At 65.8% G+C, this 18,404-nt stretch carries 17 protein-coding genes and 1 pseudogene; 9 read left to right on the top strand and 9 right to left on the bottom strand.

Annotated features, from left to right (window positions below; genetic code table 11):
* Window positions 1–227 precede the first annotated feature (227 nt).
* The 6 genes from FXN65_RS02300 to bioB all read right to left on the bottom strand — a co-directional run bounded on the left by FXN65_RS02300 (window position 228) and on the right by bioB (window position 5,098).
* Window positions 228–473: a hypothetical protein gene (locus FXN65_RS02300; protein ID WP_151131477.1), complete on the bottom strand. Its 246-nt coding sequence runs from the start codon at window positions 471–473 to the stop codon at window positions 228–230.
* 63 nt (window positions 474–536) lie between these two features.
* The gene (gene bioD, locus FXN65_RS02295; protein ID WP_151131476.1) at window positions 537–1,232 is read right to left on the bottom strand and encodes a dethiobiotin synthase; all 696 of its coding nucleotides are present in this window, start codon (window positions 1,230–1,232) and stop codon (window positions 537–539) included.
* Window position 1,233: 1 nt separating this feature from the next.
* Complete coding sequence (bioC, locus tag FXN65_RS02290) at window positions 1,234–2,049, bottom strand: malonyl-ACP O-methyltransferase BioC (RefSeq protein ID WP_151131475.1); 816 nt, start codon at window positions 2,047–2,049, stop codon at window positions 1,234–1,236.
* On the bottom strand, window positions 2,042–2,767 hold the full coding sequence (locus FXN65_RS02285) for an alpha/beta fold hydrolase (RefSeq protein ID WP_151131474.1): 726 nt from the start codon (window positions 2,765–2,767) through the stop codon (window positions 2,042–2,044). The genes bioC and FXN65_RS02285 overlap by 8 nt, the downstream gene beginning before the upstream one ends.
* Window positions 2,760–3,941, bottom strand: coding sequence for an 8-amino-7-oxononanoate synthase (gene bioF, locus FXN65_RS02280; RefSeq protein ID WP_151131473.1), 1,182 nt, complete (start codon window positions 3,939–3,941; stop codon window positions 2,760–2,762). Before bioF ends, FXN65_RS02285 begins: the two co-directional genes overlap by 8 nt.
* Window positions 3,942–4,039: 98 nt before the next feature.
* On the bottom strand, window positions 4,040–5,098 hold the full coding sequence (bioB, locus tag FXN65_RS02275) for a biotin synthase BioB (protein WP_151131472.1): 1,059 nt from the start codon (window positions 5,096–5,098) through the stop codon (window positions 4,040–4,042).
* A gap of 226 nt (window positions 5,099–5,324) precedes the next feature.
* Here bioB and FXN65_RS02270 point away from each other — a divergent pair, with 226 nt between their 5' ends.
* The 5 genes from FXN65_RS02270 (at window position 5,325) to rarD (ending at window position 9,409) form a co-directional block, all read left to right on the top strand.
* The gene (locus FXN65_RS02270) at window positions 5,325–5,618 is read left to right on the top strand and encodes a hypothetical protein (RefSeq protein ID WP_151131471.1); all 294 of its coding nucleotides are present in this window, start codon (window positions 5,325–5,327) and stop codon (window positions 5,616–5,618) included.
* A gap of 24 nt (window positions 5,619–5,642) precedes the next feature.
* The gene (locus FXN65_RS02265) at window positions 5,643–6,371 is read left to right on the top strand and encodes a ComF family protein (RefSeq protein ID WP_151131470.1); all 729 of its coding nucleotides are present in this window, start codon (window positions 5,643–5,645) and stop codon (window positions 6,369–6,371) included.
* 65 nt (window positions 6,372–6,436) lie between these two features.
* Window positions 6,437–7,201 carry a TOBE domain-containing protein gene (locus tag FXN65_RS02260; protein ID WP_151131469.1) on the top strand — a complete coding sequence of 255 codons (765 nt, stop codon included), beginning with the start codon at window positions 6,437–6,439 and terminating at the stop codon, window positions 7,199–7,201.
* Between the two features lie 68 nt (window positions 7,202–7,269).
* On the top strand, window positions 7,270–8,244 hold the full coding sequence (locus FXN65_RS02255; protein WP_151131468.1) for a serine/threonine protein kinase: 975 nt from the start codon (window positions 7,270–7,272) through the stop codon (window positions 8,242–8,244).
* Between the two features lie 277 nt (window positions 8,245–8,521).
* Window positions 8,522–9,409, top strand: coding sequence for an EamA family transporter RarD (gene rarD, locus FXN65_RS02250; protein WP_151131467.1), 888 nt, complete (start codon window positions 8,522–8,524; stop codon window positions 9,407–9,409).
* A 103-nt stretch (window positions 9,410–9,512) separates the two neighbouring features.
* Here the strand turns inward: rarD and FXN65_RS02245 are convergent, their stop codons facing one another.
* Together FXN65_RS02245 and FXN65_RS02240 are read right to left on the bottom strand one after the other, a co-directional pair.
* Complete coding sequence (locus FXN65_RS02245) at window positions 9,513–10,031, bottom strand: glycine cleavage system protein R (protein WP_151131466.1); 519 nt, start codon at window positions 10,029–10,031, stop codon at window positions 9,513–9,515.
* 37 nt (window positions 10,032–10,068) lie between these two features.
* On the bottom strand, window positions 10,069–10,515 hold the full coding sequence (locus tag FXN65_RS02240) for a GNAT family N-acetyltransferase (RefSeq protein WP_151131465.1): 447 nt from the start codon (window positions 10,513–10,515) through the stop codon (window positions 10,069–10,071).
* Between the two features lie 307 nt (window positions 10,516–10,822).
* On the opposite strand from FXN65_RS02240, the gene FXN65_RS02235 reads away from it, so the two are divergent.
* Together FXN65_RS02235 and FXN65_RS02230 are read left to right on the top strand one after the other, a co-directional pair.
* Window positions 10,823–13,000, top strand: a complete 2,178-nt coding sequence (locus tag FXN65_RS02235) for a malate synthase G (RefSeq protein ID WP_151131464.1) — start codon at window positions 10,823–10,825, stop codon at window positions 12,998–13,000.
* Window positions 13,001–13,340: 340 nt separating this feature from the next.
* Window positions 13,341–14,861 carry an NCS1 family nucleobase:cation symporter-1 gene (locus FXN65_RS02230; RefSeq protein WP_151131463.1) on the top strand — a complete coding sequence of 507 codons (1,521 nt, stop codon included), beginning with the start codon at window positions 13,341–13,343 and terminating at the stop codon, window positions 14,859–14,861.
* A gap of 147 nt (window positions 14,862–15,008) precedes the next feature.
* Here FXN65_RS02230 and FXN65_RS02225 read toward each other — a convergent pair.
* Window positions 15,009–15,440: pseudogene (locus tag FXN65_RS02225) on the bottom strand (response regulator); the annotation flags it as partial.
* Between the two features lie 249 nt (window positions 15,441–15,689).
* On the opposite strand from FXN65_RS02225, the gene FXN65_RS02220 reads away from it, so the two are divergent.
* The gene (locus FXN65_RS02220; RefSeq protein WP_151131461.1) at window positions 15,690–17,624 is read left to right on the top strand and encodes a putative nucleotidyltransferase substrate binding domain-containing protein; all 1,935 of its coding nucleotides are present in this window, start codon (window positions 15,690–15,692) and stop codon (window positions 17,622–17,624) included.
* Window positions 17,621–18,325, top strand: coding sequence for a 3'-5' exonuclease (locus FXN65_RS02215; protein ID WP_151131460.1), 705 nt, complete (start codon window positions 17,621–17,623; stop codon window positions 18,323–18,325). Before FXN65_RS02220 ends, FXN65_RS02215 begins: the two co-directional genes overlap by 4 nt.
* Window positions 18,326–18,404: the final 79 nt, after the last annotated feature.

Here is an 18,404-nt window from a genome sequence, read left to right as displayed (position 1 = left end):
GCTAACGGCATCTTGTGGCAATTGCGGGAGCAATCAAACAGGCGTTTGAAACATACGTTTACTCCAAATCCCTGTCAAGCGCTCCGCCCGACCGACCGGTCATATCCCTGGCAGGCAGCCGAAGGCCCTGCCTGAAGACAGTAAAGATCAAGAACCAGCGCGACAGCGCCGGACCAGGCAGAAGAAGGCGATGCGAAAAGGGCCGCGAGAAGCGGCCCTTGGGGGGATCAGGCGAAGGTGTCGATGAGGCTGCCGATCATCTGGTCGGTGGCCTTGGCGACCATGCTGCCGGCTTCGGCCTGGACTTTGCCGGCCTCGAGGGCGAGCAGGATGGAGGTGAGGTCGGCGGGTTGCTGCGAGTCGGCGCCTGCGACTGTGCTGCTGGCGATTTCGCCGGCGGCCTTCTCGACCATGCGCTGGCCGGACTGGATGGCGCCAAGACCGGCGCTGAAGCCACTACCCTGGATTTCCATGGCGGATACCGAAGCTCGTTTGACGATGCCGGCAATTGAAGCAGCCGGCGTGGCACTGTGCAATCAGCGCTGGACGAACGTACCGAGCGGCGCCAGGTCGAGATGGCGCGCCACCGCCGCCGGGCTTGCCTCGGCCAGGTGCGGTACATGACCCAGGCAAGGCGCCGGCAGGCGCTCGCCCAGGGTGGCGAGGTTCTCTTCCAGACGCGATGTCTGCGGGTCGACTACGTTGGCGACCCAACCAGCGAGGGTCAGGCCATCACGCCGGATCGCCTCGGCAGTCAGCAGCGCATGGTTGATGCAGCCCAGCCGCACGCCCACCACCAGGATCACCGGCAGGCCAAGGGCGATAGGCAGGTCGGACAGGGTGGCGGAACCGGCCAGGGGCACGCGCCAGCCGCCCGCTCCCTCCACCAGGCTGAAATCGGCGCCCATGGCCAGGACCCGGCGTACCGGACCGGCAAGGGCGTCCAGATCCAGATGGATGCCGGCCTCGAGTGCGGCAAGGTGCGGCGCGATGGCCGGGGCGAAGGCCAGCGGATTGACCTCCTCATAGGCCAGCGGCAGCGTGCACTCGCCCAGCAACGCCAGGGCATCGCTGTTGCGCAGACCGTCGGCGGTCTCCTCGCAGCCGGACGCCACCGGCTTGGCCGCCGCGGTGGACAACCCCAGCGTCCGGGCGGCGTGCAGCAGCCCTGCGGCAATGGTGGTCTTGCCGATCTCGGTGTCGGTGCCGGTCACGAAGTAGGCCGCGGCCATTTCAGTCTTCCTTCTTCAGTACGCCGTAGACCACCTGGTAGGTGGCCGGCAGGCCCTGCGGCTGGCGGAAGCGCTCGTAGGCCTCTACCAGCGCCAGGATGCGCGCCCGCCCGGTCAGTCCGCCCGGGCGGCCTGGATTGAGGTTGTGGGCGCCAAGGGCCTTGAGTTCGTGGGTCAGGGTGCGCAGGTCGGCGTAGTGCAGCACCTGGGGCTCGCTGTCCAGGTCCAGCGGCAGCAGGCCGCTGGCCGCGCACAGGTCCTGGTAGTCCTCCAGGCGACGGAAGCGGTTGACGTGGACGAAGCCATCCACCGCCTGCCAACTGTCGCGCAGCTCCTGCAGGGTGCCGACGCAGAGGCTGCTGAAGGCGAATACGCCTCCCGGCTGCAAGACGCGACGGGCCTCGGCAAGCACGGCGGCGAAGTCGGCGCACCACTGCACGGCGAGGCTGGAGAAGATCAGTTGCAAGGTACCGCTGGCCAATGGCAGGTGCTCGGCATCCCCGGCGATGAAGCGCCGCGCGCCCCCCAGCGGACGCGCATGGCGCAGCATGCCTTCGGCGATGTCCACGGCAAGTCCGTCGCCCGCGGGGAAGCGCTCGGCCAGGGCACGGGAGAAGTAGCCGGTGCCGCAGCCCAGGTCGAGCCAGCGCTGCGGCTCGAAGCCTTGCGGCAGCCGACTCAGCAGTTCGTGGCCGACTGCCCGTTGCAGGGCGGCGACGCTGTCGTAGCTGTCCGCCGCGCGGGAAAAGGACGCGGCCACCTGGCGCTTGTCCGGCAGTTGGCCTTCGGCCTCGGCAGCGATCCGTGGATCAGACATCGTCACCCTCGCGCATGAAACCGAGGATGGCCGCCGCCACCTCTTCCGGCCGCTCCAGTGGCAGGCCGTGGCTGGCGTCGGCGAAAACCTGCACTTCCACATCCGGCAACCAATCCAGCAGCGCATCGGCGGCGGTGGCCGGCACCAGCGCATCGCGACCAGCGAACAGGTAGAGCTGCGGACCGCCGAAGCCCTGGATCGCCGCGCGAATATCCAGCACGTCGAGCAGGCGCAGGCCGGCATCCAGCACCTTGGGCTCGCCGGGCACCTGGGTGACCTGGAGCTGCCGCGCCAGGGTACGGGCATCCCGCGCTCCCTGGGCCACCAGCATGGTGAAGCGTTTCAAGGTCTGCGCGGGGTCGAGGCGGCAGGCCTCGTAGAAGGCCGCGAAGATCTCCTGGGACATGGCGCAGGGCCAGTCGTCGCGGTCGCGGAAACTCATGTTGCTGCACAACCCGATCAGGCCACGGCAGGCGTCGCCACGACGCGCGGCCAGTTGCGCAGCGAGCATGCCGCCAAGGGACCAGCCGGCCAGCCAGCTGTCCTCAGGCAGGCGCGCGTCCAGCTCGTCGAGCCAGGCGCCGGCCTGGTCCAGGGCGGGCAAGGGTTCGATCTCCACCGCCAGGTGCGGCGCACGCTCCAGCAGGGCTTCACGCAGGGGTTCGAGGGCAGCCGGGCCAATGGCCCAGCCCGGTAGCAGTATCAGGCGCTCACGCATCGGGGGCTTCCTCCTTCGCCAGGGTTGCCCAGCACTCGGCCAGGGCACTCAGCAAGGATTCAAGCTGCTCTTCGCTGTGAGCGGCGGAGAAAGTGACGCGCAGCCGCGCACTGCCGGCCGGCACGGTGGGCGGGCGGATCGCACCGACCAGGATGCCGCGATCGCGCAGGAGCGCGGACAGTTTCAGGGCGCGGGCGCTGTCGCCGATCAGGATCGGCTGGATAGGCGTCGGGCTGTCCATCAGGGTCAGGCCGATTTCGGCCGCACCCTCGCGGAAGCGCCGGATCAGCTTGTTCAGGTGCTCACGGCGCCAGCTTTCGCGCTGCAGCAGTTCCAGGCTCTTCAGGGTGGCGCAGGCCACGGCCGGGGGCTGGCTGGTCGTATAGATGTAGGGGCGGGCAAACTGGATCAGCGTCTCGATCAGCTCTTCGCTGCCGGCAACGAAGGCGCCGGCAGTGCCGAAGGCCTTGCCCAGGGTGCCCACCAGCACGGGCACATCCTCCAGGCCCAGGCCGAAGTGCTCGACGATGCCGCCGCCAGTGGCGCCCAGCGGACCGAAACCATGGGCGTCATCCACCATCACCCAGGCGCCACGGGCCTTTGCGGCGGCGCAGAGGGCCGGTAGTTCGGCGAGGTCGCCGTCCATGCTGAACACGCCGTCGGTGACCACCAGGGTATTGCCTTCCGCCTTTTCCAGACGACTGGCGAGGCTGTCGACATCGTTATGCAGGTAGCGCGAGAAACGCGCACCGGAGAGCAGCCCGGCGTCCAGCAGGGACGCATGGTTGAGGCGGTCTTCCAGCACGGTATCGCCTTTGCCCAGCAGCGCGGTGACGGCACCCAGGTTGGCCATGTAGCCGGTGGAGAACAGCAGCGCGCGGGGCCGCCCGGTGAATTCGGCGAGGGCCAGTTCCAGGTCATGGTGCGGGCCGCTGTGGCCGATCACCAGGTGCGAAGCACCACCGCCGGCGCCCCAGCGCTCCACGCCACGCTGCAGGGCGGCCTTCACCTCGGGGTGGTCGGCCAGGCCCAGGTAGTCATTGGAGCAGAAGGCCAGCATGGGTCGGCCGTCCACCACCACCTCGGGCCCCTGTGGGCTTTCCAGCAACGGGCGCTGGCGATAGAGGTTGTCCGCATGGCGGGCGGCGAGGCGGGATGCGAGATCAAAAGGCATGGGCGGTTCGGTCTTTCGTAGGAGCCAGCTTGCTGGCGAACCTGCAGGAGCCGCCCTTCGCGAGCAAGCTCGCTCCTACAGGGTTCGATGGTGCGGTATCAGACGGAAGCGGCGTTGTAGAACAGCTGCGAGTCGCGCTGCTCGACCAGGGCCTGCTCGATGGCGGCCTGGTGCACTTCGTCGGCGTGCTCTTCGCGCTCTTCCGGCTTGATGCCAAGACGGGCGAACAGCTGCATGTCCTTCTCGGCCTGCGGGTTCTTGGTGGTCAGCAGCTTCTCGCCGTAGAAGATCGAGTTGGCGCCGGCCATGAAGGCCAGGGCCTGCATCTGCTCGTTCATCTGCTCGCGCCCGGCGGACAGGCGCACGTGGGACTTCGGCATCATGATGCGGGCGACCGCCAGGGTGCGGATGAAGTCGAACGGATCGACGTCCTTCTCTTCGGCCAGGGGGGTGCCCTTGACCTTCACCAGCATGTTGATCGGCACCGATTCCGGGTGCTCGGGCAGGTTCGCCAGCTGGATCAGCAGGCCGGCGCGGTCTTCAACGGACTCGCCCATGCCGAGGATGCCGCCGGAGCAGATCTTCATCCCCGCCTCGCGCACGTACGCCAGGGTCTGAAGGCGCTCGCTGTAGGTGCGGGTGGTGATGATGTTGCCGTAGAACTCCGGCGAGGTATCCAGGTTGTGGTTGTAGTAGTCGAGGCCCGCTTCGGCCAGCGCCACGGTCTGCTCCTGGGTCAGCTTGCCGAGGGTCATGCAGGTTTCCAGGCCGAGTTTCTTCACGCCTTTGACCATTTCCAGCACGTAGGGCATGTCCTTCGCGGACGGGTGCTTCCAGGCGGCGCCCATGCAGAAGCGGGTGGAACCGATGGCCTTGGCTTCGGCAGCGGCTTCGAGCACCTTTTGCACTTCCATCAGCTTTTCCTTGTCCAGGCCGGTGTTGTAGTGGCCGGACTGCGGGCAGTATTTGCAGTCTTCCGGGCAGGCGCCGGTCTTGATCGACAGCAGGGTGGAAACCTGTACCCGATTCGGGTCGAAGTTCGCGCGGTGGATGGTCTGGGCGTGGAACAGCAGGTCATTGAACGGCTGTTCGAACAGCGCCTTCACCTCGGCGAGGGACCAGTCGTGACGGGTAGCGATGGAAGCGGTTGCACTCATGGAGGTTTCCTTCGACGCTTGTGTGGCGCCTCTTGTCGGGGATACCCGGAACAAAATTCCGGGAATTCAGGCTTAGGGCATCATAAGTGGGGCTGTGACGCTGTCAACCAGGATTACGACACAGGTCGACATCTGATCATTTTTTAATCACAAACACCACTGAACCAGATTTCCCGGCGCGGCTCCAATCCAGGGCAGCCCGCCGCTGAAGGAGCAATACACCGCAATGCGTACCGAGGGATTTTTCGAGTGGTTCGGCCGGATGATCGGCACCGTCATCCGCTTTTTCGTCGACCTGCTCTCTGGAGTGCTGGGCGGCATTGGCCAGGCCATCGACGACTTTTTCAACGGCCTGGCGCGGGCCATCGGCATGGACGTGTCCTTCTTCAGCCTGTTCCTGCTGGTTATCGGCCTGCTCCTGCTCTACAGCGGCATCCGCGCCTTCATTCGCAAGTCCATCATCGGCGGCCTGGTGCTCACCTTCCTCGGTCTGGTGGTGATGAGCTGGCTGATCGTCTGAACCCCATGTCCCACGGAGGGGACCATGTTCGCTCTGCTCGCTCGGCTGCGGCCGGACTGGTTTCGCCACACGCCCACCTGCCTGCTTTGCCGCGCGCCAGGGGGCAGCCTGCCCATCTGCAGCGGCTGTGAGACCGAGCTTCCCTGGCTCGCCGGGCACTGCTCGGTGTGCGCCCTGCCCCTGCCCACCCATGGACTGCCGTGCGGCGAGTGCCTGAAACGGCCACCGCCCTTCACCCGGGTGGAGGCCGTCTGGCGCTACGGCTTTCCGGTGGACAGCCTGATCACTCGCTTCAAGCATCAGGGCAACTGGCCCCATGGCCGCCTCCTCGGGGCGTTGCTTGCGCGCCATCTGGAGCATGCCTTCAACGAAGGTTTTCCACGCCCCGCCGCGCTTCTGCCGGTTCCGCTGGCCCCTCCCCGTCTGCGCAAGCGCGGTTTCAATCAGGCACAGATGCTGGCCCGCTGGCTGAGCAAAGAGCTGGACATCGCGCAGCGGGATGACTGGCTGCAGCGGGTCGAGGACGGGCCGCCCCAGCAAGGACTGGATGCCGCCGCACGACGCCGCAACCTGCGCCACGCCTTCGCCCTGGCGCCGCGCGCCGAGGCGAAAGGCCTGCACGTGGCGCTGGTGGACGACGTGCTGACCACAGGCACCACCGCGCATTTCCTCGCCCGCCTGCTCAAGCGTGCAGGTGCGACGCGGGTGGACGTCTACTGCCTGGCCCGTACGCCGCGCCCCGGCGACCGCTGAAGGCTTGACGCGATGGACCCGCGGGCGCAGCCTGCGCGCCAGAACCCCTGACGATCCGCCTGCCCATGAGCCTGACCAGTGCCCTCACCCAGCAACTCACCCGCCGCCCGCAGCGTCTGGCGCTGCTGGAGCAGATCGCCGTGCAAGGTTCCATCACCCGCGCCGCCAAGGCCGCCGGCCTGAGCTACAAGGCCGCCTGGGACGCCATCGACGAGCTGAACAACCTCGCCGAGCGGCCCCTGGTGGAACGCTCGGTGGGTGGCAAGGGAGGTGGTGGCGCGCGGCTGTCCGCAGAGGGCGAGCGCCTGCTGGCGCTCTACAAGCGCCTGGAAAGCCTGCAGGCACGCCTGCTGGAAAGCGCCGAAAGCGAACAGGACCTCGAGCTGCTGGGCCGCCTCATGCTGCGCACCAGCGCCCGCAACCAGCTGAGCGGCCGGGTGCTCGACATCCAGCCCAGGGGCCGCAATGACCTAGTGAAGGTCGAACTGGCCGGGGGCGCCCACCTGCTGGCGCAGATCACCCGCGACAGCACCGAGAAACTGGAACTGGCTCCGGGCCGCAGCGTGGTGGCACTGATCAAGGCCGGCTGGCTGCGCCTGCTGCCGCTTTCCGAACCGGCCGACGAGTCGCTGAACCAGCTGCAGGGCCGGATCGAGGAAATCTTCGACGCCGCCGACGGCCCCAGCGAAGTGCGCATCGCCCTGGCCAGCAGCCAGACCCTTTGCGCCCTGGTCGAACCCGAGCGCCTGGCCCAGTTCGGCCTCAAGCCAGGCGACGGGGTCCGCGCACAGTTCGCCCCTGGCCAGGTACTGCTCGGTACTGCGCTCTAGGCCGTTATTCCGACGCGCAGCAAATCGCTCGCAGGGATAGACTGGGCGCCTGACTGCCGGAGCCTTCCATGTCCCACCCCTTCGATGACCTTACTCCCGACCTGGTACTGGATGCCGTTGAAAGCCTCGGCTTCCTCAGCGACGCGCGCATCCTCGCGCTGAATAGCTACGAGAACCGCGTGTACCAGGTGGGCATCGAAGACGCCGAGCCGCTGATCGCCAAGTTCTATCGACCGCAGCGCTGGAGCGACGCGGCAATCCGCGAGGAGCACAGCTTCAGCGCCGAACTGGCGGAATGCGAAGTGCCGGTCGTGGCCCCGCTGCTTCGTGATGGTGAAAGCCTGTTCGAACACGCCGGATTCCGCTTCGCCCTGTTCCCCCGCCGCGGCGGCCGCGCCCCCGAGCCGGGCAACCTGGACCAGCTTTTCCGCCTCGGCCAGCTCCTCGGCCGCCTTCACGCGGTGGGTGCGACCCGTCCGTTCGAACATCGGGAAACCCTGGCGGTGGATAACTTCGGCCACCAGTCCCTGGCTACCCTGCTGGAGGGCGACTTCATTCCCCGCAGCCTGCTGCCGGCCTATGAGTCGGTCGCCCGCGACCTGCTCAAGCGCCTGGATGCCCTGTTCGCGCAAGTGCGCTACCAGCCCATCCGCCTGCACGGCGACTGCCACCCCGGCAACCTGCTGTGCCGCGACGAGGCCTTCCATGTGGTGGACCTGGACGACTGCCGCATGGGCCCGGCGGTCCAGGACCTGTGGATGATGCTCGCCGGCGAGCGCCACGAGCGCCTCGGCCAACTGGCCGAACTGGTAGACGGCTACCAGGAATTCCACGACTTCGACCCGCGCGAGTTGCCGCTGATCGAAGGCCTGCGCACCCTGCGCCTCATGCACCACAGCGCCTGGATCGCCCGCCGCTGGGACGACCCGGCCTTCCCCATGCATTTCTCCTGGTTCGGCAGCGAGCGCTACTGGGGCGACCAGATCCTCACCCTGCGCGAACAACTGGCGGCGCTGGACGAAGCGCCCTTGAAGCTGTTCTGAACGGTCGGGGCCTCTCTGCATTCCATTGTGGGGGCGAATTCATTCGCTAAGGGCTGCGCAGCCGCCCCAAACCTCGCAGGGCGAACCTGTGGTCCGCTCAGCGATTGAAATCGCCCCCACAAAAGAGCAGCGGGCGCGCCTCGCGAGCAGGCGTAAAGAACCCCTTACGCTTTCCGCTTGCCCATCCCCATGGAAAAAACCTGAGCACACAGACAAGCCCCGATGGCGCCAACTAGAATGTCGCACCACTCGTTAGCTGCCTAAGCAAGGAACCTTCATGGCCACCGCCGACCCGCGCCGCGGGTACATCCTGGGGCTCTCCGCCTACATTATCTGGGGACTCTTTCCGCTCTACTTCAAAGCCATCCAGAGCGTTCCGGCGCTGGAAATCATCGTCCACCGGGCCATCTGGTCCGCCCTGTTCGGCGCTGCGCTACTGCTGGTCTGGAAGCACCCCGGCTGGTTCCGCGAACTGCGGGAGAATCCCAAGCGCTTCGGCGTGCTGGCCGCCAGTGGCATGCTCATCGCCGCCAACTGGCTGGTGTACGTCTGGGCGGTGAACAACGGGCGGATGCTCGAAGCGAGCCTCGGCTACTACATCAACCCGCTGGTGAATGTGCTGCTGGGGATGCTGATTCTCGGCGAGCGCCTGCGTCGGCTGCAGTGGCTGGCGGTACTGTTGGCAGCGGTGGGCGTGGCCCAGCAGATCTGGCAGGTGGGCGCGCTGCCCTGGGTCTCCCTCACCCTGGCGCTGACCTTCGGCTTCTATGGGCTGATCCGCAAACAGGCGCCGGTGGCGGCGCTGCCCGGCCTGGTGGTGGAAACCTGGTTGCTCCTGCCGCTGGCGGTTGGCTGGCTACTGCTGAACCCGAGTGCAGCCTCGGCGCAGGCCAGCTTCTGGAGCAGCCCCGAAGCCCTCTGGCTCATGGCCGCCGGCCCGATCACGCTGGTGCCGCTGGTGTGCTTCAACGCCGCCGCGCGGAACCTGCCTTACACCACCCTCGGCTTCTTGCAGTACCTGGCGCCGACCCTGGTGATGCTTCAGGCGATCTTCCTCTTCGACGAGCATTTCGACCCGAGCAAGCTGCTGGCCTTCTCCTTCATCTGGGTTGGCCTGGCCATCTACAGCGTCGACGCCTGGCTCACCCTGCGGCGCCATTCCTGACCTGCTCCCGCAGGTTGGTGCGGCGGCGTTCCGTCAGGGCGCAGCGAAGCCCAACGGCGGCCCTTGTAGCGGGCACGTTGGGCTTCACAACACGGCGAAAGAGTCACTTCTCCTGATGCAGGTTCAGCTCCACCATCAGCTCGTCCGCCAGCCCCTCCAGCTTGGCCTGCAACACGTCCAGCGACAGGGTCAGCGGAACCGCCAGCACCGCTTCGGCATGGAACAGCGGCTCGCTGCTCATGGGCGCCGGCATCACTTCTGTGACCAGGCTTTCCAGATTCACCCCCAGTTCCGCCAGCAGCCGCGTGATGTCGCGAACGATGCCGGGTCGATCGTTACCCACCAGATCCAGCAGGATCGGCTTCCAGGTACAGGCCGGCTCGATCCCGCTCTGCGCCAGCATCACGCGGATGCCGTGGGCGCTGAGGCCCTGCAGTCCCTCTACCAGTTCGTCGTAGCCCTCGGCCGGAACCGCTACCCGCAGGATGCCGGCGAACTGCCCGGCCATGCGTGACATGCGGCTTTCCAGCCAGTTGCCGCCGTGGGCGGCGATGCACTGCGCGACGCGTTCCACCAGACCGGGCTGGTCCGCCGCGATGACCGTAAGTACCAGATGATCCACGCTCGACTCCTTCTCTGTAGGCAACCGGCGCCGGGCGTCAGGCCAGGCTCAGCCAGTAGGTGAAGAAAACCTCATCCCGCACATAACCCAGTCGCTCGTACAGCGCCTGGCCGGCAAGGTTGGTCTTCGCGGTTTCCAACTGGATGCCGCAAGCGCCGGTGCGTTCGGCGTGGGCGCGGGCGGCGTTCATCAGGTCTTCGCCGACGCCCTGGCGCCGGGCGGCGGGTACTACATAAAGATCGCTCAACAACCAGGCCGGTGCCAGCGCCAGCGACGAGAGAAAGGGATAAAGCTGGGTAAAACCCAGGGGTGTGCCTGCACTGTCATGGGCGATGAACAGGGTCGAGTCGCCGCGATCCAGGCGCTGCTCGAGGAAGGCGCGGATTTCCGCCAGGGGCCGGGGGACCTTATAGAACTCCAGGTAGCCGGCGAAAAGTGGGGACAGATCATCAAGATCGCTGAACGTGACGGCATGTACAGGCATGGGCAGCTCCAGGGGCGAATTCGCAGGAGTATAGGAAAAGCCCCGGAAACCCGCGCGGAGCCGCATGCGACGGCCTGTCGCAGTTTCTCTGAAAAACAAATCGTGTACATTTTTCAGATTTAACTGGAACAATACGCCAGTTTTTTGAGAACATTCTGCCCGCCGTTGTGACCGTAAACCAGCTTTTAGTCGCATAGCGACGCGACCCCACTGATTTTCACGACGGCTTCATGTAGTATGCCGCGCTTCGGACTACAAGAAGGGAAACCCCCGGTCCGAGCGGATATTGAGCAGAGTGAGGCAAGCAATGACTGAGCGCGTTCAAGTCGGTGGCCTTCAGGTCGCCAGAGTCCTGTTCGACTTCGTGAACAACGAAGCCATCCCCGGAACCGGCATTGCGGCCGAGAAGTTCTGGGCCGGTGTGGAAGCCGTCATCAATGACCTGGCTCCGAAGAACAAAGCCCTCCTCGCCAAACGCGATGAACTGCAGGCCAAGATCGACGCCTGGCACCAGGCACGTGCCGGCCAGGCCCACGACGCCGTGGCCTACAAGGCGTTCCTCCAGGAGATCGGCTACCTGCTGCCGGAACCGGCCGACTTCCAGGCTACTACCCAGAACGTCGACGAAGAAATCGCCACCATGGCCGGCCCGCAGCTGGTCGTGCCGGTGATGAACGCACGTTTCGCCCTTAACGCCGCCAACGCGCGCTGGGGTTCGCTCTACGATGCGCTCTATGGCACCGACGCCATCAGCGAAGAAGGCGGCGCCGAGAAGGGCAAGGGCTATAACAAGGTCCGTGGTGACAAGGTGATCGCCTTCGCCCGCACCTTCCTCGACGAAGCCGCGCCGCTGGAAGGCGCCTCCCACGTCGACGCCACCGCCTACGCCGTGAAGAACGGCCAACTGGCCGTGACCCTGAAGAATGGCAGCGAAGCCGGCCTGAAGAATGCCGCCCAGTTCATCGCCTTCCAGGGCGAGGCCGCCAAGCCCGCCGCCGTGCTGCTCAAGCACAACGGCCTGCACTTCGAAATCCAGATCGATCCGACCAGCCCCATCGGCCAGACCGACGCCGCTGGCGTGAAAGACGTGCTGATGGAATCCGCGCTGACCACCATCATGGACTGCGAAGACTCCGTCGCCGCCGTCGATGCCGACGACAAGGTCGTGGTCTACCGCAACTGGCTCGGCCTGATGAAGGGCGACCTGGCTGAATCCGTCAGCAAGGGCGGCCAGACCTTCACCCGCACCATGAATCCCGATCGCGTCTACAGCAAGGCCGACGGCTCCGAGCTGACCCTGCACGGCCGCTCCCTGCTGTTCGTGCGCAACGTCGGTCACCTGATGACTAACCCGGCCATCCTCGACGCCGCTGGCAACGAAGTGCCGGAAGGTATCCAGGACGGCCTGTTCACCGGCCTGATCGCCCTGCACAACCTGAAGGGCAACACCAGCCGCAAGAACACCCGCACCGGCTCCATGTACATCGTGAAGCCGAAGATGCACGGCCCGGAAGAAGTGGCCTTCGCCACCGAAATCTTCAGCCGCGTTGAGGACGTCCTCGGCATGCCGCGCAACACCATGAAGGTCGGCATCATGGACGAGGAGCGCCGCACCACCGTCAACCTCAAGGCCTGCATCAAGGCTGCCGCCGAGCGCGTGGTATTCATCAACACCGGCTTCCTCGACCGCACCGGTGACGAAATCCACACCTCGATGGAAGCCGGCGCCATGGTGCGCAAGGGCGCCATGAAGTCCGAGAAGTGGATCGGCGCCTACGAGAACAACAACGTCGACATCGGCCTGGCCACCGGCCTGCAGGGCAAGGCGCAGATCGGCAAGGGCATGTGGGCCATGCCGGACCTGATGGGCGCCATGCTCGAGCAGAAGATCGGCCACCCCCTGGCCGGCGCCAACACCGCTTGGGTACCGTCGCCGACCGCCGCCACCCTGCATGCGCTGCACTACCACAAGGTCGACGTGTTCGCCCGTCAGGCCGAACTGGCCAAGCGTACCCCGGCTTCGGTGGACGACATCCTGACCATTCCGCTGGCGCCGAACACCAACTGGAGCGCGGAAGAGATCCAGAACGAACTGGACAACAACGCCCAGGGCATCCTCGGTTATGTCGTGCGCTGGATCGACCAGGGCGTCGGTTGCTCCAAGGTGCCGGACATCAACGATGTCGGCCTGATGGAAGACCGCGCCACACTGCGTATCTCCAGCCAGCTGCTGGCCAACTGGCTGCGTCACGGCGTGGTCACCCAGGCGCAGATCGTCGAGAGCCTGGAGCGCATGGCCTCTGTGGTCGACCGCCAGAACGCCAGCGACCCGCTGTACCGTCCGATGGCGCCGAACTTTGCCGACAACGTGGCCTTCCAGGCCGCGCTGGAACTGGTAGTGGAAGGCACCAAGCAGCCCAACGGCTACACCGAGCCGGTCCTGCACCGTCGTCGCCGCGAGTACAAGGCGAAGAACGGTCTCTAAGACCTGCCCCTGAAAAGCCGCCCTTCGGGGCGGTTTTTTATTGCCTGCAGAAAAGCCGGGCGGGCGTCGACGTAACGCCTGCATACAAAAATTGTGTACAAAGATCCCATTCCCCACGTTCAACAGAGCGCGCGCAAAGCTGACTATTAAGTCAATGAAATACAAGGACTAATTTCCGATGACCGGATGAAGAGCGCGCCAGGACTGGGCTTGAGATGAACTCTTATGGTGCACGAAAGACCTGAAATCGGCGCCATGACTGCCGACTCCAGCGGGTGGCACGAAACTGGCTTGCATACAAAAAATACAAAAACAGTGCACACCAGATCACGGAGGCCCAATGGCGCCCACCCCACTCCCCGGCGTTACCCAGCTCGACTCCCCACCCGCGGATGCGGTCGCTCCCGCTGAAGTGCCCCTGAGCCCGCGCCTGTACAGCGCCGACCTCGCACCGACCAAGGCACAAGGCCGCAGCTGGGGGCGCTACAGCCTCTTTGCGCTGTGGACCAACGATGTGCACAACATCGCCAACTACTCCTTCGCCATCGGCCTGTTCGCACTGGGAATGAGCGGCGCGCAGATCCTCGCCGCGTTCGCCCTCGGCGCGCTGCTGATCTACGGCCTGATGAACCTGTCCGGCTACATGGGGCAGAAGACCGGCCTGCCCTACCCGGTGATGTGCCGCATCAGCTTCGGCATCCACGGCGCGCAGATCCCGGCGCTGATCCGCGCGGTGATCGCCATTGCCTGGTTCGGCATCCAGACCTACCTCGCCTCGGTGGTCCTGCGCGTGCTGCTGACGGCCGTGTTCCCCTCCCTCGCCGCCTACGACCAGGACTCCCTGCTCGGCCTGTCCACCCTCGGCTGGATCACCTTCCTCGGCATCTGGTGCGTGCAACTGGTGATCTTCGCCTACGGCATGGAGATGGTGCGTCGCTACGAATCCTTCGCCGGCCCGGTGATCCTGCTGACCTTCGCCGCACTCGCCGGCTGGATGTATCAGCGCAGCGGCTTCTCCATCACCTGGTCCACCGGCGAAGGCTACACCGGCTCGACCATGTGGCTGAAAGTGCTGGGCGCAGCGGCGCTGTGGGTCTCGCTGTACGGCACCATGATCCTCAACTTCTGCGACTTCACCCGTAACTGCCCCGACCGCCGCACCATCAGCGTGGGCAACTTCTGGGGCCTGCCGGTGAACATGCTCGGCTTCGCGCTGATCGCCGTGGTGCTGGCCGGGGCGCAATTCAGCATCGACGGAAAACTGGTGAAGAGCCCGACCGAGATCGTCGCCAGCATCCCCGACACCCTCGGCCTGGTGCTGGCCTGCCTGGCCTTCCTGATCGTCACCGTGGCGGTGAACATCATGGCCAATTTCGTCGCGCCGGCCTACGTGCTGACCAACCTCGCACCCCGTGCGCTCAACTTCCGCCGCGCCGGCCTGCTCAGCGCCACCATCGCCGTGCTGATCCTGCCCTGGCACCTCTACAACAGCCCCGGCGTGATCGTTTATTTCCTCGGCGGCCTTGGTGCGCTGCTCGGCCCGCTCTACGGGATCATGATCGTCGACTACTACCTGCTGCGCCGCGGCCGGGTGAACCTGCCGGAGCTGTACTCGGAAAGCCGCGAGGCGGCCTACCACTATCACCGTGGCGTGAACCCGCGGGCCCTGGTCGCCTTCGTGCCGGCGGCGCTGATTTCCACCCTGCTGGCACTACTGCCCGCCTTCGAATCCCTGTCGGCCTTCTCCTGGTTCTTCGGTGCGGGCCTGGCCGGGCTGATCTACTGCGCCATCGCCGACCGCCGTGCCGAATACCACGACGTGGACGGCGAAGGGATAGCCGTCGACAGCGTCCATCACTGAAACACACCCCGGGGACAGGCATAAAAAAACCGCCTGTCCCTGGCGGTTTCTTCAAGCGCTCTTCAGCGCGATGACCTTCGCTTTGGCTTTCGCTTTCGCCGGCCTGGGTCGCACCTCGGTTGGAGGAGCCTTGGGCGCGGGTGGGGTGCCCAGTTCGTTGCGCACCAGATTGGCGAGACGGCTCATGTCCACCGGTTTGAGCAGGAAGTCCACCACCTTCATGTGCATGGCCTCGATGGCGTCCTGCACGTCGGCGTCGCCGGAAACGATGATGACCGGCAGGCTCGCCCGCGCCGACTGGCGCACCTGGCGCACCAGTTCCAGGCCGCTGCCGCTTTGCATGTGGAGTTCGGTGATCATCAGGCCGATGGAAGGACGGGTGACCAGCAGCGCCAGCGCCTGTTCGCCGCTGTCAGCGGTGATGCAGGGAATGCCCTGGGCCACCAGTTGATCGGCCAGGGCGTCGCGCCCGACTTCATCGTCGTCTACCAACAGAACACTGGGTGGTGCACTGGGCACGCGCATGATCTCATCAAGCGCTTGCAGCTCGGCTTCACTCAGCAAATCACCGTAACTCATGGGGTCGTCCTCGAAGGGGCCTTCCCTAGCAGGCCCAACTCCCCTCACTACTTAGCTGTAGCACGGGGTACGCTGGTCGGATAGGCAAAATGCAAGCAAGTTCCCATGCAGATTGCAGCACCCGCCGAACGGTAGCGTCCTATCAGGATTTCCGACGACCTGCGCGCCAGCCCTTAGACTTACGTCCAATTTGTGTCCCCTGCCGCCGCGCGCAGCATGGCTCTTCTAACAAGAACGACGGGCAGTAAGATGACCAAGTCAGACGCCTTCGCCCAGGCCGGCAAGCAGGCGGTCATGCAGAACATCCAGGGCACCATGGAGTTCCTGCAGAAGTACCCGCCCTTCAACCAGATGGAAAGCGCCCACCTCGCTTTCCTCGTCGAGCATTGCCTGCTGCGTTTCTATGCCGCCGGCGAATCCATCATCAAGCCCCAGGACGGGCCGGTGGAGCACTTCTATATCGTCAAGCAGGGCCGGGTGGTAGGCGAGCGCCCACACTCGGCACGGCGTGGCACCGAAACCACCTTCGAAATCGCCAGCGGCGAGTGCTTCCCCCTGGCCGCGCTGCTGGGCGAACGGGCCACCCGTACCGAGCACCTGGCCGGCGAAGACACCTTTTGCCTGCTGCTGGGCAAGACCGCCTTCGTCAAGCTCTTCGCCCTTTCCAATCCCTTCCGCGACTTCGCCCTGCGCGGGGTCAGCAGCCTGCTCGACCAGGTCAACCAGCAGGTGCAATTACGTGCCGTGGAAACCCTGGGCGCCCAGTACTCCCTGGATACCCGCCTGGGCGAACTGGCAGTGCGCCAACCGATCTCCTGCCAGCCGGAGCTGCCGTTGCGCGACGCGGTGCGGCTGATGCACGAGCAACAGGTGGGCAGCATCGTCATCGTCGACGCCAGCCAGCGGCCGCAGGGCATTTTCACTCTGCGTGACCTGCGCCGGGTGATCGCCGACGCCAGCGCCGACCTTGTCCAGCCCATTGCCGACGTCATGACCCAGGCGCCCTTCCACCTGCCGCCGGAAGCCAGTGCCTTCGATGCCGCCCTGGCCATGACCGAACGGCACATCGCCCACGTCTGTGTGGTCGACAGCGCGCGCCTGGTGGGCGTGGTGTCCGAACGTGACCTGTTTTCCCTGCAGCGGGTGGACCTGGTGCATCTGGCGCGCACCATCCGCCATGCCGGGCGGGTCGAAACCCTGGCCGCCCTGCGCGACGAGATCCAGCGCCTGGTGGACAGCATGCTGGCCCACGGCGCCAGTTCCACCCAGATCACCCGCATCATCACCCTGCTCAACGACCACACCGTGTGCCGGGTGATCGAGTTGACCCTCGAAGAAATGGGCGATCCGGGCATCCCGTTCACCTGGCTCTGCTTCGGCAGCGAGGGACGCTGCGAGCAGACCCTGCACACCGACCAGGACAACGGCATCCTCTTCGAGGCATCCGACGCCGTGGAAGCCGCCGCCATTCGCGGACGCCTGCTGCCGCTGGCCGAACGCATCAACCAGCACCTGGCGCAATGCGGCTTCGAGCTGTGCAAGGGCGGCATCATGGCCGGCAACCCGGAGCTCTGCCTGTCGCGCAGCGAATGGAGCCGACGCTTCGCCACCTTCGTCCGCGAGGCGACGCCGGAGAACCTGCTGGGCTCCTCCATCTACTTTGACCTGCGCGCCGTCTGGGGGCCTACCGAGGGCTGCGATGCGCTGCAAAGGGAACTGCTGGTCCTGGTCGCCGACAACAGCCTGTTCCAGCGCATGCTGGCCGACAACGCCCTGCGCCAGCGCCCGCCGGTGGGGCGTTTCCGCGATTTCGTGGTAGCCCGCAAGGGTGCCGAGAAAGACACCCTCGACCTCAAGGTGCAGGGCCTGACGCCCTTCGTCGACGGCGCCCGCTTGCTCGCCCTGGCCCACGGCATCAAGGCCTGCGGCACCCTGGAACGCCTGCGCCAGCTGGTGGAACGGGACGTGGTGGATGCGCTGGATGGCGCGGCCTATGAGGAGGCCTACCACTTCATCCAGCTCACCCGCATGCAGCAGCACCAGCATCAGGCACGGCAAGGCCTGCCCTACTCCAACCGGCTCGACCCGGATACCCTCAACCACCTGGACCGGCGCATCCTGCGCGAGTCCTTCCGTCAGGCCCAGCGCCTGCAATCGAGCCTGGCGCTACGTTATCAACTATGAACGGCTTCCCCTGGTTCACCCGCCGCAAGCCCCTGGATCCGGACATCGCGGACCGTCGCGACCGCCTGCCCGATCCCCAGCCACTGGACGATCGCCCCCTGCGCCAGCAACGCTTCGTGGTGCTGGACCTGGAAACCAGCGGCCTGAACATGAGCCGCGACCTGGTGCTGTCCATCGGCGCGGTGAGCATCACCGACGGCGCCATCGACCTCGGCAACCAGTTCGAATCCACCCTGCAGCGCGAAACCGGCAAGCTCAGCGCCAGCGTGCTGATCCATGGCATCGCACCGAGCGAGTTGGCCGCGGGCGTGGAGCCGGCCGAAGCCCTGCTGGGCTTCATGGAGTTCCTCGGCGACAGCCCGCTGCTGGCCTTCCACGCCACCTTCGACCAGCGCATGCTGAGCCGCGCCCTCAAGCAGGACCTCGACCACCGCCTGCGCCACTCTTTCCTCGACATCGCTGAACTGGCGCCCATGCTCTGCCCCGAAGCGGGTATCCGCAACGGCGGCCTGGACGAGTGGGTCGAGTACTTCGGACTGCAGGTGCTGCAGCGCCACAACGCCAGTGCCGACGCGCTGGTGACCGCCGAAATCGCCCTGATCCTGTTCAGCCGTGCCCGCCGCCAGGGCCTGGAAAGTCCTGCCGCGCTGGCCTCCGCCCTGAGTCGCTGGCAGCGCCGGCAACACGCCCCTGCCCTCTGATTCGGCAGGAACCAGCCTGCCGTTCGGGAATTTCTGCGAACCCCCGCCCTCCTTCCGGCGTCGATTGATAGACGACCCA

Source organism: Pseudomonas lalkuanensis (assembly GCF_008807375.1).
Classification (GTDB): domain Bacteria; phylum Pseudomonadota; class Gammaproteobacteria; order Pseudomonadales; family Pseudomonadaceae; genus Metapseudomonas; species Metapseudomonas lalkuanensis.
This window is presented reverse-complemented; position numbering and strand designations above follow the sequence as displayed.